This window comes from Sinorhizobium terangae (assembly GCF_029714365.1).
Lineage (GTDB): Bacteria > Pseudomonadota > Alphaproteobacteria > Rhizobiales > Rhizobiaceae > Sinorhizobium > Sinorhizobium terangae.
Window position 1 is genome coordinate 1,064,742 of record NZ_CP121659.1, and the last position, 13,265, is coordinate 1,078,006.

At 61.3% G+C, this 13,265-nt stretch carries 16 protein-coding genes; 6 read left to right on the forward strand and 10 right to left on the reverse strand.

Annotated features, from left to right (window positions below; genetic code table 11):
- Positions 1-66 precede the first annotated feature (66 nt).
- Together QA637_RS05070 and rplQ are read left to right on the forward strand one after the other, a co-directional pair.
- Positions 67-1,077, forward strand: coding sequence for a DNA-directed RNA polymerase subunit alpha (locus QA637_RS05070; protein WP_136504366.1), 1,011 nt, complete (start codon positions 67-69; stop codon positions 1,075-1,077).
- A 44-nt stretch (positions 1,078-1,121) separates the two neighbouring features.
- On the forward strand, positions 1,122-1,547 hold the full coding sequence (gene rplQ / locus QA637_RS05075; RefSeq protein WP_283064120.1) for a 50S ribosomal protein L17: 426 nt from the start codon (positions 1,122-1,124) through the stop codon (positions 1,545-1,547).
- 44 nt (positions 1,548-1,591) lie between these two features.
- On the opposite strand, the gene msrQ is transcribed toward rplQ, so the two are convergent.
- Complete coding sequence (gene msrQ, locus QA637_RS05080; protein ID WP_283064122.1) at positions 1,592-2,248, reverse strand: protein-methionine-sulfoxide reductase heme-binding subunit MsrQ; 657 nt, start codon at positions 2,246-2,248, stop codon at positions 1,592-1,594.
- Positions 2,249-2,250: 2 nt separating this feature from the next.
- Positions 2,251-3,192 (reverse strand): protein-methionine-sulfoxide reductase catalytic subunit MsrP, encoded by a 942-nt coding sequence (gene msrP / locus QA637_RS05085; RefSeq protein WP_283064125.1) that lies wholly within the window; start codon positions 3,190-3,192, stop codon positions 2,251-2,253.
- 184 nt (positions 3,193-3,376) lie between these two features.
- On the opposite strand from msrP, the gene QA637_RS05090 reads away from it, so the two are divergent.
- The 3 genes from QA637_RS05090 (at position 3,377) to sugE (ending at position 6,552) form a co-directional block, all read left to right on the forward strand.
- Positions 3,377-4,774, forward strand: a complete 1,398-nt coding sequence (locus QA637_RS05090; protein WP_283064126.1) for a DegQ family serine endoprotease — start codon at positions 3,377-3,379, stop codon at positions 4,772-4,774.
- A complete protein-coding gene (locus QA637_RS05095; protein ID WP_283064127.1) occupies positions 4,771-6,081 on the forward strand; it encodes a replication-associated recombination protein A in 1,311 nt (436 codons plus the stop codon). The genes QA637_RS05090 and QA637_RS05095 overlap by 4 nt, the downstream gene beginning before the upstream one ends.
- Positions 6,082-6,237: 156 nt before the next feature.
- Positions 6,238-6,552 carry a quaternary ammonium compound efflux SMR transporter SugE gene (sugE, locus tag QA637_RS05100; protein WP_153442045.1) on the forward strand — a complete coding sequence of 105 codons (315 nt, stop codon included), beginning with the start codon at positions 6,238-6,240 and terminating at the stop codon, positions 6,550-6,552.
- A gap of 6 nt (positions 6,553-6,558) precedes the next feature.
- Here sugE and QA637_RS05105 read toward each other — a convergent pair.
- The 5 genes from QA637_RS05105 to crcB form a co-directional block, all read right to left on the reverse strand.
- Positions 6,559-7,507, reverse strand: a protein-coding gene (locus tag QA637_RS05105) for an IS630 family transposase (protein WP_153441515.1) whose coding sequence is annotated in 2 segments (ribosomal slippage) — positions 6,559-7,170 and positions 7,172-7,507 — 948 coding nt in all. Because the reading frame shifts where the segments join, the coding sequence is not laid out codon by codon here.
- A gap of 235 nt (positions 7,508-7,742) precedes the next feature.
- Positions 7,743-8,528, reverse strand: coding sequence for an ATP12 family chaperone protein (locus QA637_RS05110; RefSeq protein WP_283064128.1), 786 nt, complete (start codon positions 8,526-8,528; stop codon positions 7,743-7,745).
- Positions 8,521-9,186, reverse strand: coding sequence for an HAD-IA family hydrolase (locus tag QA637_RS05115; RefSeq protein WP_283064129.1), 666 nt, complete (start codon positions 9,184-9,186; stop codon positions 8,521-8,523). The genes QA637_RS05110 and QA637_RS05115 overlap by 8 nt, the downstream gene beginning before the upstream one ends.
- Positions 9,183-10,178, reverse strand: a complete 996-nt coding sequence (locus QA637_RS05120) for an RluA family pseudouridine synthase (RefSeq protein WP_283064130.1) — start codon at positions 10,176-10,178, stop codon at positions 9,183-9,185. Before QA637_RS05120 ends, QA637_RS05115 begins: the two co-directional genes overlap by 4 nt.
- An 81-nt stretch (positions 10,179-10,259) precedes the next feature.
- Positions 10,260-10,637, reverse strand: a complete 378-nt coding sequence (crcB, locus tag QA637_RS05125) for a fluoride efflux transporter CrcB (RefSeq protein ID WP_283064131.1) — start codon at positions 10,635-10,637, stop codon at positions 10,260-10,262.
- A 141-nt stretch (positions 10,638-10,778) separates the two neighbouring features.
- On the opposite strand from crcB, the gene QA637_RS05130 reads away from it, so the two are divergent.
- Positions 10,779-11,090, forward strand: coding sequence for a DUF1883 domain-containing protein (locus QA637_RS05130; RefSeq protein WP_153442040.1), 312 nt, complete (start codon positions 10,779-10,781; stop codon positions 11,088-11,090).
- 29 nt (positions 11,091-11,119) lie between these two features.
- On the opposite strand, the gene fghA is transcribed toward QA637_RS05130, so the two are convergent.
- Genes fghA through QA637_RS05145 form a run of 3 tightly spaced genes read right to left on the reverse strand, consistent with a single transcriptional unit; the run spans position 11,120 to position 13,094 of the window.
- A complete protein-coding gene (fghA, locus tag QA637_RS05135) occupies positions 11,120-11,953 on the reverse strand; it encodes an S-formylglutathione hydrolase (protein ID WP_283064134.1) in 834 nt (277 codons plus the stop codon).
- Between the two features lie 27 nt (positions 11,954-11,980).
- The gene (locus QA637_RS05140; protein ID WP_283064136.1) at positions 11,981-12,628 is read right to left on the reverse strand and encodes a DUF1345 domain-containing protein; all 648 of its coding nucleotides are present in this window, start codon (positions 12,626-12,628) and stop codon (positions 11,981-11,983) included.
- Positions 12,629-12,653: 25 nt separating this feature from the next.
- Complete coding sequence (locus QA637_RS05145; protein WP_283064138.1) at positions 12,654-13,094, reverse strand: YaiI/YqxD family protein; 441 nt, start codon at positions 13,092-13,094, stop codon at positions 12,654-12,656.
- Between the last annotated feature and the right edge of the window lie 171 nt (positions 13,095-13,265).

A 13,265-nucleotide genomic window follows, 5' to 3' on the forward strand; every position in this document is an offset into this window, starting at 1 on the left:
GCTCTCCCGGTCTTCGGGGCTCGGTTGTCACGATTGGATGGTGGCAACGAACGGAAGGCAGAAAACATGATCCAGAAAAATTGGCAGGAATTGATCAAGCCGAACAAGGTGGAGTTCGCCTCCTCCGGCCGCACCAAGGCAACGCTGGTCGCGGAACCGCTTGAGCGCGGCTTTGGTCTGACGCTTGGCAACGCGCTTCGCCGCGTGCTTCTGTCGTCGCTGCGCGGTGCTGCCGTCACCGCGGTGCAGATCGACGGCGTGCTGCACGAGTTCTCCTCTATCCCGGGCGTTCGGGAAGACGTGACCGACATCGTGCTCAACATCAAGGAAATCGCCATCAAGATGGATGGCGACGACGCAAAGCGCATGGTCGTGCGCAAGCAGGGCCCCGGCGTTGTAACGGCCGGTGACATCCAGACGGTTGGCGACATCGAAATCCTCAACCCGAACCATGTGATCTGCACGCTCGACGAGGGCGCCGAGATCCGCATGGAGTTCACCGTCAACAACGGCAAGGGCTACGTGCCGGCTGACCGTAACCGCTCGGAAGACGCGCCGATTGGCCTCATTCCGGTCGACAGCCTGTACTCTCCGGTCAAGAAGGTCTCTTACAAGGTGGAAAACACCCGTGAAGGCCAGGTTCTCGACTATGACAAGCTGACGATGTCCATCGAAACCGATGGCTCGGTTACCGGTGAAGATGCGATCGCATTTGCGGCGCGCATTCTTCAGGATCAGTTGTCGGTCTTCGTCAACTTCGAAGAGCCGCACAAGGAAGCAGAGGAAGAGGCAGTCACCGAACTCGCCTTCAACCCGGCGCTTCTCAAGAAGGTCGACGAACTGGAGCTTTCCGTCCGTTCGGCCAACTGCCTGAAGAACGACAACATCGTCTATATCGGCGACCTCATTCAGAAGACGGAAGCAGAAATGCTCCGCACGCCGAATTTTGGTCGCAAGTCGCTCAACGAGATCAAGGAAGTTCTCGCTTCCATGGGCCTGCACCTCGGCATGGAAGTGCCGTCCTGGCCGCCGGAGAACATCGAAGATCTCGCCAAGCGTTACGAAGACCAATACTAACCAATAGACTGCAGGCGGATGCCTGCAAGTAAAGGAGACTAGCCATGCGCCACGGTAAAGCCGGCCGCAAGCTGAATAGAACCGCCAGCCACCGCAAGGCGATGTTTGCCAACATGGCAGCTTCGCTGATCGAACACGAGCAGATCTTGACGACCCTGCCGAAGGCAAAGGAAATCCGTCCGATCGTCGAAAAGCTCGTCACGCTCGGCAAGCGCGGCGACCTGCATGCCCGCCGTCAGGCGATCTCGCAGATCCGCGACGTTGCCGTCGTCTCGAAGCTGTTCGACACGATCGCATCGCGTTATGCCACCCGCAACGGCGGCTACCTGCGCATCATGAAGGCAGGCTTCCGTCACGGCGACAACGCCGCGCTCGCTGTCATCGAGTTCGTTGACCGCGATGTCAATGCCAAGGGTGCGAAGGACCGCGCTCGCGTTGCAGCCGAAGCTGAAGCAGCCGAAGCGGCCTGATCGCCAAAACTAGCGACAGAAGAATCGAAGCGGCCGGGTGATCGTCACCCGGCCGCTTTTTCTGTTGCGGGACGACCTGAAACGACCTGCTGGCGCCTCCAGCGAAGGAAGCGCGTCCGGACAGCCCGCCAGCCAATAAGCAGGGCGACGAGGCCGAGGTAAAACATCTGCTCCGGCCCCACGACCTTCACCGCCATGGCGAAATGAAGAGCGCCGGCGGCCGCGATCACATAGACGAGCCGGTGAAGTTTGTTCCACCGCTGGCCGAGCCGGCGGATCGACCAATTGTTCGATGTGATCGCCAGGGGAATCAGCATCGCGAACGCGGCCATGCCGATGGTTATGAAAGGCCTGCGGGCGATATCGGCGATGATCGGCTGTATGCGCAGCGTCTGGTCCAGCACCATGTAGGCCAGGAAGTGCATCAGCACGTAGTAGAACGCGAGCAGACCGAGCGCGCGGCGGTATCTCAGCCAGTTTACCCCGAAAAGGTCGCGGATCGGCGTGATCGTCAGCGTCGCAACGAGGAAGCGAAGCGCCCAAAGGCCAAGCAGGTGCTCGAACTCCTTGACTGCGTTGCCCGGCAGTTTCCCGGTGGCGCCAAGATAGAAGGCCGATATCGCCGGGCAGAGACCGAGCGCATAGAGCACCCAGACAGAAGGGCCATGAAAGCGTTTCGGCAGGGTGGGGAGGGCTGCCATCGTCAGAAATTCGCCGTCAGATCCATGCCGGCATAGAGACTGGCGACCTCGTCTCCATAACCGTTGAAGGGAAGCGTGTCGCGTCGGTTGGCACCGAAAAAGCCGCCTTCGCCGATGCGGTTCTCCGTCGCCTGGCTCCAGCGCGGGTGATCGACAGCCGGGTTCACGTTGGCATAGAAGCCGTATTCGTTCGGAGCAGCGAGGTTCCAGGTGCAAGGCGGGGGCGTCTCGGTCAGCGAGATTCGCACGATCGATTTGATTCCTTTGAATCCGTATTTCCAGGGCACGACCAATCGGATCGGCGCGCCATTCTGGTTCGGCAGCGTTTTTCCATAGAGGCCTACCGAAAGGATCGTCAGCGGGTGCCGCGCCTCGTCCAGCCTCAGGCCTTCGCGATAAGGCCATTCGAGAGGCTGGAAATAGCCGGCCTGGCCGGGCATTTCCTCCGGCCTCACCACGGTCTCGAAGGCGACATATTTGGCGCTGCCGAGTGGTTCGACCTTGTCGAGAAGGGCCGCCAGCGGAAGGCCGATCCACGGGATGACCATGGACCAGGCTTCGACGCAACGCATGCGATAGATCCGCTCTTCGAGCGGGAAGGCCAGAAGTTCCTCAAGTCCGAATTCCTTCGGCTTGGCGACGAGGCCATCGACTTTTACGGTCCAGGGTGAAGGCTTGAAGCTTCCAGAACTGGCGGAGGGGTCGCCTTTGCCCGTCCCGAATTCGTAGTAGTTGTTGTAACTCGTCACGTCTTTCTCGGGCGTCATGGCGTCATCAAGCTTATAGGGGCCCGGCCATGCCTTGAGGGCGGTCGCACGAACCGCCGTCGCCCCACCCAATATCAGGCCGCCCGCCGCCGTCGCCAGAAATGTTCTTCGATTGAGGAAAAAGCGTTCGGGCGTGATCTCGGACGTAGCGATGCGCGGCGGGCGGTAGGCGGGCATGGAGTTTCCCCGTTATAGATTGGCGGTTACGAGCGATCAGATGAGCAAAGATTCAATCACTGGAAAAGATGCGGGAAACCACGTTTTCGTGTGTCGTCCGTGAGCGTCAGCCTGTTCAGCCGTTTGCCTTTTTTCCTGCGAAATCCTATCTGATCGTAGCGGCAACGATAAGGAGAACTGATATATGATCTTTGGCCGTCGAGCACTGGTGACATTTGTCCTAGCCGTTGCAATGTCCGTCCCCGCGGTAGCGCAGGACGGCAAGGCCGTGCCCGAATCCCGCGCCGAGATGCAGCTTTCCTTCGCACCGTTGGTCAAGCAGACGGCGAATGCCGTGGTCAACGTTTATGCAGAGCGGGTCGTCGAGCGGCGATCGATTTTTTCCGGAGATCCCTTCTTCGAGGAGTTCTTCGGACAACGCATGCCGAACAGGACCGAAAAGCAGTCGTCGCTCGGCTCTGGCGTGATCGTCGGCCGGAACGGCGTCGTGGTCACGAACAACCACGTTATCGAGGGGGCCGACGACATCAAGGTCGCGCTTGCCGACGGGCGCGAGCTCCCCTGCAAGATCATGCTCAAGGATGACCGCGTCGACCTTGCTGTCCTGAAGATCCAGTCGGACGGGCCGTTCGACATCATTCCGATCGGCGATTCCGACGCCGTCGAGGTGGGCGATCTGGTGCTGGCTATGGGCAATCCCTTTGGCGTCGGCCAAACCGTGACGAGCGGTATCGTATCGGCGCTCGCCCGCAACCAGATTAACTCCGGCGACTTCGGCTTCTTCATCCAGACGGACGCGGCCATCAATCCCGGCAATTCCGGCGGCGGCCTGATCGACATGAAGGGGCAGCTGATCGGGATCAACACGGCGATCTTTTCGAGGGGCGGCGGCTCTAACGGCGTCGGCTTCGCGATTCCAGCCAATCTGGTCAAGGTCTTCGTCGCCTCTGCAGAGAGCGGCGGCGGCTCGTTCATCCGTCCCTTTATCGGAGCCACCTTTGAACCGGTCACGTCGGAAGTGGCCGATGCGCTCGGTCTTGACCGGGCACGTGGCGCATTGGTGACGGCCGTCGCTGCCGACGGTCCGGCCGCTGCCGCCGGCCTCAAGCCGGGGCAGGTGGTTACCGCGGTCAACGGCATCGCCGTCGAACACCCGGACGCGCTCGGCTATCGCCTCACGACCGTCGGTATCGGTCACGAGGCGCGTGTGACGATCTCCGAAAACGGGAAGACGCGCGATGTCGTCCTCAAGCTCGAGCGGGCACCGGAGACTTCGCCGCGCGACGAGCGGCTGATCGAAGGGCGCAATCCCTTCGCCGGTGCGGTCGTTGCAAATCTCTCCCCGCGGCTGGCGGAAGAATTGCGGATGCCGACTTCGCTGCGAGGTGTCGTCGTGACCGAGATCAATCGCGGCTCGCCGGCAGCCCGGATCGGCCTTCAGCCGAAGGACATTGTCCGGTCGGTCAACGGCACGGAGATCGACACGTCGAAGACGCTCGAGAGCGTCACGGCCGAGGACGCATCCCTGTGGCGTGTCGAGATCGAGCGCGACGGCCAAGTCATCAGACAGTTCTTCAAATGAGCGATCTGTTTTCACCCATCGAACCACCGGAAATGGCGTCGGCGAGGCCACTCGCCGACAGGCTGCGGCCACGCACGCTTGCCGAAGTCACGGGGCAGGAGCACCTGACTGGCGAAGATGGTGCTCTTACCCGCATGATAGCGTCCGGTTCGCTGGGATCGATGATCTTCTGGGGGCCGCCGGGGACGGGCAAGACGACCGTAGCGCGTCTGCTCTCCGGAGAGGCCGGCCTCGCCTTCGAGCAGATCTCGGCGATCTTCTCCGGCGTCGCGGACCTCAAGAAGGTGTTCGATTCTGCGCGTGCCAGGCGGATGTCGGGCCGCCAGACGCTGCTGTTCGTCGACGAGATCCATCGCTTCAACCGCGCCCAGCAGGATAGCTTCCTGCCGGTCATGGAAGACGGAACGGTGATCCTTGTCGGCGCGACGACGGAAAACCCGTCTTTCGAGCTCAACGCCGCACTCCTGTCACGCGCGCGTGTCTTGACCTTCAAGCCGCATGACGAGGCGAGCCTGGAGGAGCTTTTGAAACGCGCCGAGCAGGCGGAGGGCAAGCCCCTGCCGCTCGACGAGGACGCCCGCGCCAGTCTGCTGCGCATGGCGGACGGCGATGGGCGTGCCGTGCTGACGCTTGCCGAAGAAGTCTGGCGTGCGGCGCGTCGGGATGAAATCTTCGATGCCACAGCTCTGCAAGACATCGTCCAGCGCCGCGCCCCGGTCTATGACAAGGGGCAGGATGGGCATTACAATCTGATCTCGGCGCTCCACAAGTCCGTTCGCGGCTCGGATCCGGATGCCGCGCTCTATTATCTCTGCCGCATGTTCGATGCCGGCGAGGACCCGCTTTATATCGGCAGGCGGCTGGTGCGCATGGCCGTCGAAGACATCGGGCTTGCAGATCCTCAGGCATTGGTGATCTGCAACGCCGCCAAGGATGCCTATGACTATCTCGGCTCGCCGGAAGGCGAGTTGGCGCTGGCCGAAGCCTGTGTCTATGTCGCGACGGCACCGAAGTCGAATGCTGTCTACACCGCCTACAAGTCGGCGATGCGTGCAGCGAAGGAAAACGGCTCGCTGCTGCCGCCGAAACATATTCTGAACGCCCCGACGAAACTCATGAAGGGCGAGGGTTACGGCGAGGGATATCGTTACGACCACGACGAGCCGGACGCGTTTTCGGGGCAGGACTATTTTCCGGAGAAGATGGGCCGCAAGACGTTCTACGACCCGCCTGAGCGCGGCTTCGAACGCGAGCTTCGCAAGCGGCTCGAATGGTGGGCGAAACTTCGGCGCGAGCGAAATTCTTAAGGAGAGATTTGCGTCCGCCGCAAGGCAGGCTTTCCGGGAAGTGCCTTGCTGCCAGTACGCTCTCGTGGCATAGGCAGCGCATTGCAGACGGCTGCACGGGATCGATTTGTCCCGAACATCCGCGGGGACGGCCTCGCTCCAGAACAGGAGTTGGAAATGGCCTGGATCACCCTTCTGCTCGCCGGCCTTCTCGAAATCGGCTGGGCGATCGGTCTCAAATATACGGACGGATTTACGCGGTTCACGCCGACCGTGCTGACGGTCGGATCGATGATCCTCAGCGTCGTGCTTCTCGGTATTGCTGTGCGCTCGCTGCCTCTTGGCACGGCCTATGCCGTATGGACCGGCATCGGCACTGTCGGCACCGTCGTGCTCGGGATCGTCCTTTTTGCCGAGCCGGCGACGCTCATTCGCCTCGGCTGCATCGGCCTGATCGTCGCCGGCATTGCCGGTCTCAAGCTCTTCGCCTAGAGCGTTTCAGGTTTTGACAGAAGCATATCCGGCGTTGGCGAAGTAGTTGCTGCATTCGTCGGGCTGGAGTGAGGGGACAAGGCTGCCGAGGTATTTCCATGTCTCCTCGACGGTTCGCTTCTGAGCCGCCCGCATCCAGTGTTTGATTTTGGCGAAGGCCTGCTCGATCGGATTGAGATCGGGCGAGTATGGCGGGAGATACCAGAGCCGCGCGCCGGCGGCTCGGATCATCTGCCGGATGGCCGCCGACTTGTGCGAGCCGAGATTGTCCATGATGACGATGTCGCCGGGTTCGAGCACGGGCACGAGCTGTTGTTCGACATAGGCGCGGAAACACCGACCGTTGATCGGTCCGTCGAAGACGCAAGGCGCTGCCAGCCGGTCGTGGCGCAAAGCGCCGACAAAGGTCAGCGTGCGCCAGTGGCCGTGCGGGGCAAAGCCGCGCAGGCGCTTGCCTCGTGGCCCCCAGCCATAGAGCGGCGCCATGTTGGTCTTGATCCAGGTTTCGTCAATGAACACCAGCCGTCTCGGATCGAGACCGGACTGCCAGGAGCGCCAGCGTTGCCGCCGGCGGGCAATATCGGCACGGGCCTGCTCAAGGGCGAACAGCGTTTTTTTTAAACCGCAACCCCTCGCGGCGCAGGAACCGCCAGACCGTATCGTGCGACACCTTCACCCCACGCGCCGCCAGCTCTTCCTTCAGCCTGTGCAGCGACAAATGCGGCGTCTGGTTGATCCGCTCCGCGATGAACGCACGGTGCGGCTCCAGCACATGCTTGCGGTGGCCGCCCATCTTGCCGGGCGCCACGGACCCGTTCGAACGATAGCGCTGAGACCACTTCACCGCCGACGATACGGCAATGCCGAAACGAGCCGCCACCGATCGGCAGCTTTCCCCCGCCGAAATGGCGCCAACAACACGTTCACGAAGATCGTTCGAAAGAGGTCGCGTCATCGGATGCTGGCCTCCGCTCCAGCCAGCATCTTGAATCACAAAACGGACTAAAACGGAATCCCCTCCGATTCAGTCAAAACCGGAACCGCTCTAGGGCAGTTTGCAGTCAGGTGGAATCACCTGACGTCGCACAAATGCGGCAAAAACAAACATATAGAGCGTTGGCGCGAACGCACGTGAGCGCATCCGGTTCTAACGCAGCGGGAATTGACTGCCGCAGCGGCAATGCTCGACGCTATTTCAGGGCGTCGAGCGCCGTTGCCGCAGCCTGCATTTCCTGCCACCGGTTTTCGCGGCGACGGAAGGCTTCCTCATCGGTTCCCCAATGCTCGATCTGCCAGTCCTCGTCGACGTGAGCGGCAGCCCAGGCTTCCTCTGCCGTCAGACGGCCCATGGCGAAGGCGAGCGCAAGCAGGGCCGATCCGGTGAGTGTCGTCAACGTATGCAGGCACGTTAGTCCGAGTGGCGTCGCGAAGGCGCGCAGGCCCTCGGCGTAGGCCGCGATCGCCTCTTGAGGCTGTTCCTGGTGGATCACGCCTTCGATCAGAATAAAACGGGCGCCGAGCGACTGCGCAGCCCAGTCGAGGATCGGGTCCCAGAGCTCGTTCTGCCGTGCAACCAGCCCATCGGGACTGTCGGCACGATAGCAGAGGAGGTCACTTCCGACGAAACGCAGGATATCGTCGAACACAGCGCGGTGATCGAGCGCCACACCGTCGATCGCGGTATTGACGATGCGCGTAATCGGCATTGCCGCCGGGTCGATTACGTCGGACTGCGCATCCCACTCGGCCGCCAACAGTTCCGCAAGCTTGCGGGTCGGAACCGCAAGCGGATGTTTCGCTGGCGTGCGCAGCCTACGGCCGTCAAGAAGCACGGTCTGACCGCCATCTTCCGCAGTACCGATGCTCACTTCCTTGTAGAAACGCTTTGCCAGCGGCTTTTGCATCTGGATTTGTGCACGCCGTACCGGATCTTCATGGCTCAACGCGCCGCTCAACTCATCGCGTATATCAGGCATGGTTGCGCTCCATCCATTCGATTATGTCTTCCGGTGTGCGGGCAATGTGGTCGGCGCCGGCTTCGATCAGAGCCGGCACGCTTGCGTAACCCCAGGCGACCCCGAGCGCATCGGCACCGGCCGCCTTCGCCATCTGCATATCGTAGATGGCGTCGCCGATCACGAGCGTGTCCTTCGCGTCAACGCCTGCCTCCGCACAGCATTCCATGACCATCGCCGGGTGCGGTTTGGACGGGCAGTCGTCGGCCGTCCGGGAGACGAAGAAGATCTTGTCGAGGCCATGTGTGGCTGAAATATGTGTGAGGCCCCGGCGCGATTTTCCGGTGACAGCGCCGATCAGCAGTTCATCGCGTGCGGCAAGCGTCTGCAACATCTCGGCAATGCCGGGAAACAGTTGCTCCTGAAACCCTGCTTCAGCCCGCACTGAAGCGAAGATCTCCTTGTAATGTGCCGTCATTGTGACTGCACGGTCATCGACATGCTCGCGGCCCAACAGGCGGGCGATCGCGATGTCGAGCGTCAGGCCGATGATTGCCTTGGTCGCTTCGGTCGTCGGGCGGGGATGGTCAAAGGCTTCGAAAGTGCGGCCCATCACTTCATGGATCAACGCGACGCTGTCTACCAGCGTCCCGTCGCAATCGAATAGGACGAGCTTCATCTATCTTCCTCGTCGGCGGCATTTTCGTCGAAGCCGAGCAGGTTCCAGCTCTGCACCATATGGGGGGGCAGGGGGGCCGTGACCTTCAGTCGTCCGCCGTTCGGATGCGGAATGTCGATGTGCCGGGCGTGCAGATGCAGCCGATTCTGGATGCCGCCGGGGAAGGTCCAGTTAATATCGGCCTCGAAGTATTTCGGATCCCCGATGATCGGATGCCCGATGTGGGCGGCGTGGACGCGCAGTTGGTGCGTGCGGCCGGTATAGGGCTCCATTTCGAGCCAGGCCAGATTCTGCCCGGCCTGCTCGACGATGCGGTAGTAGGAAATCGCGTGGTCCGCGCCGTCGTCGCCGTGTTTGGCGATCCGCATGCGATCGCCATCCGCCGTCTGCTCCTTGACGAGCCACGTGGAAATACGGTCCTCGCGCTTGCGCGGCACGCCTTTGACCAGGGCCCAATAGGTCTTCTTGGTATCGCGCTCGCGGAACGCGGCGGTCAGCTGCTGGGCGGCTCCGCGCGTACGGGCCACGACGAGAACGCCTGATGTGTCGCGGTCGAGACGATGCACCAGTCGTGGTTTTTCACCCTTCTGGTTCGTCCACGCTTCAAGCATCTTGTCGATATGGCGGTTGACGCCGGACCCGCCCTGCACGGCAAGGCCGGCGGGCTTGTTGAGCACGATCACCTTTGCGTCTTCGTGGAGCACCATGCGCGACAGCAGTTCGCCATCAGGCGAATGGCGCAGGTCCCGACCGCCGATCGGGCCCGTCTTGGTGTCCTTGGCATCGACGCCGAGAGGCGGAATGCGGATCGTCTGGCCCGGCTGCACACGCGTATCGGATTTTGCGCGGGCACCATCCACGCGGATCTGGCCGGAGCGCAGCAGCTTCTGCAGCGGTCCGAAGCCGAGCCCGGGAAAATGCACCTTGAACCAGCGGTCGAGGCGCATTCCCGCCTCGTCGCCGTCCACCAGTCTGTGTTCTATGCCTGCCATCTGCAAAAATCCTGTTCTTCTACAGCGCCGCGCGTCCTATCAGGCGCGCAAAGGACGCTGTAGCACTTTGAATTGCTGGCTTTAGACCATTGCGCGCATCAGGGCCAGTCCGGCGAAGACCGCAAGAATGGAAAGAACCACGCTTGCCAGAATATACGCGATGCCGAGCGCCGGCTGGCCGTGTTCCAGCAGCGTTATTGCGTCCAGCGAGAAGGCGGAGAATGTGGTGTAGCCCCCAATCACGCCGGTGATCAGGAACACGCGCATTTCCGGAGACGCCCCCATCTTGTGCATGATCAGCTCCGCCAGGAAACCGATCAGGAACGAACCGCTGACGTTCACGCTCAAGGTGCCCCAGGGAATGGCGGGACCGAACCGATGGAGCGTCCAGAGGCCGACGAGATAACGTAGCATGGAGCCCAGCGCACCACCGGCGCCGACGAGCAGGATATGGAACATGAAGCCGATTTCCGTTGGGGCTGAAATGAAGATCGTAGTGACGAGACAAGGGCGTTGCGCTTTTGGTGCAAAACCATTCGTTAAGCGGCGCTCGCTAGCATTGTGAGAAGTGTCTTATGTAAGTTTCCGGTCCAGGCGGCGATGACAAAAAGAGCATTGAACTATACCCATTACGACCTCAAGGAACAAAGGGCCGGCACGACGATCGAAGTGACGCTGTCGGCCGTCGCCAACGTCCGGCTGATGACCGCCGACAACTTCACCCGCTACAGGGAAACGTTGAAGCACCAGTTCCTTGGCGGCGTCGCCCGAAAATCGCCGTTGCGCATGATGATCCCCGAGACCGCCCACTGGCATCTCGTCATCGACATGGAAGGTCACCACGGGCTTGCGCAGTCAAGCGTCCGCTTGGTCGAAGCGGCGGGCCAACCACGCTTCCAATCCATGTCGTGATGCTCGGTCGGATCCCGTACGACCGTTTCTCAGCCGAGCCGCTCGGCATGCCACTTCAGATGATCGTCCATGAAGGTCGATATGAAGTAGTAGGAATGGTCGTAACGCTCGTGCATCCGCAGTGTCAGCCCTATTCCGGTCCCCTTTACCGCTTCCTCGAAAAGCCAGGGGCGCAAGCCGTTCTCAAGAAACCCGTCCGCCTTGCCCTGGTCGATCAGGAACTCCGGGAAGCGTGCCCCGTCCTTGACCAATGCACAGGCATCGTACTGGCGCCAGGCGGTCTTGTCGGGGCCAAGGTATTTCTCGAAGGCACCGACCGACCAGTCGGCCGTCGAGGGCTCCACGATCGGCGCAAACGCCGAGCAGCTCTTGAACCGCTCCGGGTTTCTAAGAGCGATCGTCATTGCCCCGTGCCCGCCCATCGAATGGCCGAAAATACCCTGGCGGCTCATGTCCATGCGGAAATGCTGGCTGGCGAAGGCGGGTAGCTCCTCCGTGATGTATGTGTACATCTGATAATGTTCGGCCCAGGGCGTCTCCGTTGCGTCGAGATAGAACCCGGCGCCCTTGCCCATTTGCCAGTTAGTCAGTTCGTCCGGCACATCGCTGCCGCGCGGGCTTGTATCCGGGCAGACGATGATGATGCCGAGCTCCGAGGCCATGCGGCGATATTCTCCCTTTTCCGTCACGTTTGCGTGGGTGCAGGTGAGGCCGGACAGGTACCATAGAACAGGGCGCGGCTCGCCGATCGCCTGCGGCGGTACATAGACGGCAAAGGTCATTTCACCCTTGCAGGCGGCCGAGTCATGGGAAAAGACGCCCTGCATGCCGCCAAAGGCCGTGTTTTGCGAGATTACTTTCATGAGGCTCTCCTTGAAATGGATGAGGCGTCAGCCGGCCAGCTGGACGGTCGCATTGACGGCCGCGGCGACCAGCACCGTGTTGAAGAAGAACGAAACGACGGCATGCGCCAGATTGATCCGGCGCATCGTCGTTGTGGTGATTGCCACATCCGATGTTTGCGCGGTCATACCGATGACGAAGGCGAAATAGAGAAAGTCATAACCGCCGGGCGTGCCCGTTTCCGGAAACATCAGTCCGCGTGCCGGCCCGATCGGATCACGCGTCTCATCGGGTACCCAATAGACGTGCGCGTAATGCATTGCCGCCATGGTGTGGATCGTCGCCCAGCCGAGTCCGACGGAGGCAAAGGCGAGGGGCAGTTCGAGTCCATAGCCCGGATCCTGCCGACTGAGAGCCAGGAAGAGCGACAGCAGCGAGACGGCAGCCGCGGCAAGCGTAACCAGAAAAATGACCGCTTCAGGTTCGTCGGTACCATGCGCATGATGTTCGAGATAATTTCCGGTCAGCCGCCTGAGCCGCATGGCCGCCTTGATGAGATAAACACAGAAGAACGTGATGGCGGTGATCTCGAGGGCAAAGCGTGGAGCAAGGACCAGGGAGATCGGCAGGCTCATCAGGGCGCAGCCGAGCGCCGCATAGAATGGCCAATGTCGCAGCCTTGTCGTCCGTCTCATCGCGCGGCCCAGCGTCCTTCCGAGCTCATCTTTTGGCTTGACGGCAGAGTCGGTCAAGCGCCTCCAGGAAAGCTGAGCGATCCCTTGCCGTGAAGGCTGCATTGTAGCCCTTGCTTTCGCCGGTTTCCCTCAGGTGCGCGCCGAGGTCGCGCATGGCCGTAGCCATGCCGATGTTGTTCTTGTCGAAGAGTCGGCCGGATGGCCCGGTAACGAGGGCACCAGCCGCGACGCAGCGTGCGGCGAGCGGGACATCCGCCGTAATCACGATGTCGCCCTCTCCTGCACGTTCGGCGATCCAATTGTCAGCTGCGTCGAAGCCTGCCGACACGATGACGTTGTGCACCATCGGGTCTCGCGACGGGCGCAGGCCGGAATTGGCGACGAACGTCACCTCGAAGCCGTGACGTTCCGCTACCTTCAGAATTTCCGCCTTTACGGGGCAGGCGTCGGCATCGACGAAGATCATCTTGTACACATTTCCTACTGCATGTTTCCTTAAATCGGATCCGATTTAAGGATAAAAACATGCAGCGATTCAAGGTGCTACAGCGTCCTTTGCGCGTCTGATAGACGCGCGGCGCTGTAGCAGTCAAAAAGCACCGGAATTCAATCGGTTCCGGTGCTTTGTTGGTTCAGG

Bases quoted from the DNA above. Each gene is read 5' to 3' on its own strand.
- QA637_RS05070 (WP_136504366.1), top strand. From the start codon at position 67: ATGATCCAGAAAAATTGGCAGGAATTGATCAAGCCGAACAAGGTGGAG.
- rplQ (WP_283064120.1), top strand. From the start codon at position 1,122: ATGCGCCACGGTAAAGCCGGCCGCAAGCTGAATAGAACCGCCAGCCAC.
- msrQ (WP_283064122.1), bottom strand. From the start codon at position 2,248: ATGGCAGCCCTCCCCACCCTGCCGAAACGCTTTCATGGCCCTTCTGTC.
- msrP (WP_283064125.1), bottom strand. From the start codon at position 3,192: ATGCCCGCCTACCGCCCGCCGCGCATCGCTACGTCCGAGATCACGCCC.
- QA637_RS05090 (WP_283064126.1), top strand. From the start codon at position 3,377: ATGATCTTTGGCCGTCGAGCACTGGTGACATTTGTCCTAGCCGTTGCA.
- QA637_RS05095 (WP_283064127.1), top strand. From the start codon at position 4,771: ATGAGCGATCTGTTTTCACCCATCGAACCACCGGAAATGGCGTCGGCG.
- sugE (WP_153442045.1), top strand. From the start codon at position 6,238: ATGGCCTGGATCACCCTTCTGCTCGCCGGCCTTCTCGAAATCGGCTGG.
- QA637_RS05110 (WP_283064128.1), bottom strand. From the start codon at position 8,528: ATGCCTGATATACGCGATGAGTTGAGCGGCGCGTTGAGCCATGAAGAT.
- QA637_RS05115 (WP_283064129.1), bottom strand. From the start codon at position 9,186: ATGAAGCTCGTCCTATTCGATTGCGACGGGACGCTGGTAGACAGCGTC.
- QA637_RS05120 (WP_283064130.1), bottom strand. From the start codon at position 10,178: ATGGCAGGCATAGAACACAGACTGGTGGACGGCGACGAGGCGGGAATG.
- crcB (WP_283064131.1), bottom strand. From the start codon at position 10,637: ATGTTCCATATCCTGCTCGTCGGCGCCGGTGGTGCGCTGGGCTCCATG.
- QA637_RS05130 (WP_153442040.1), top strand. From the start codon at position 10,779: ATGACAAAAAGAGCATTGAACTATACCCATTACGACCTCAAGGAACAA.
- fghA (WP_283064134.1), bottom strand. From the start codon at position 11,953: ATGAAAGTAATCTCGCAAAACACGGCCTTTGGCGGCATGCAGGGCGTC.
- QA637_RS05140 (WP_283064136.1), bottom strand. From the start codon at position 12,628: ATGAGACGGACGACAAGGCTGCGACATTGGCCATTCTATGCGGCGCTC.
- QA637_RS05145 (WP_283064138.1), bottom strand. From the start codon at position 13,094: ATGATCTTCGTCGATGCCGACGCCTGCCCCGTAAAGGCGGAAATTCTG.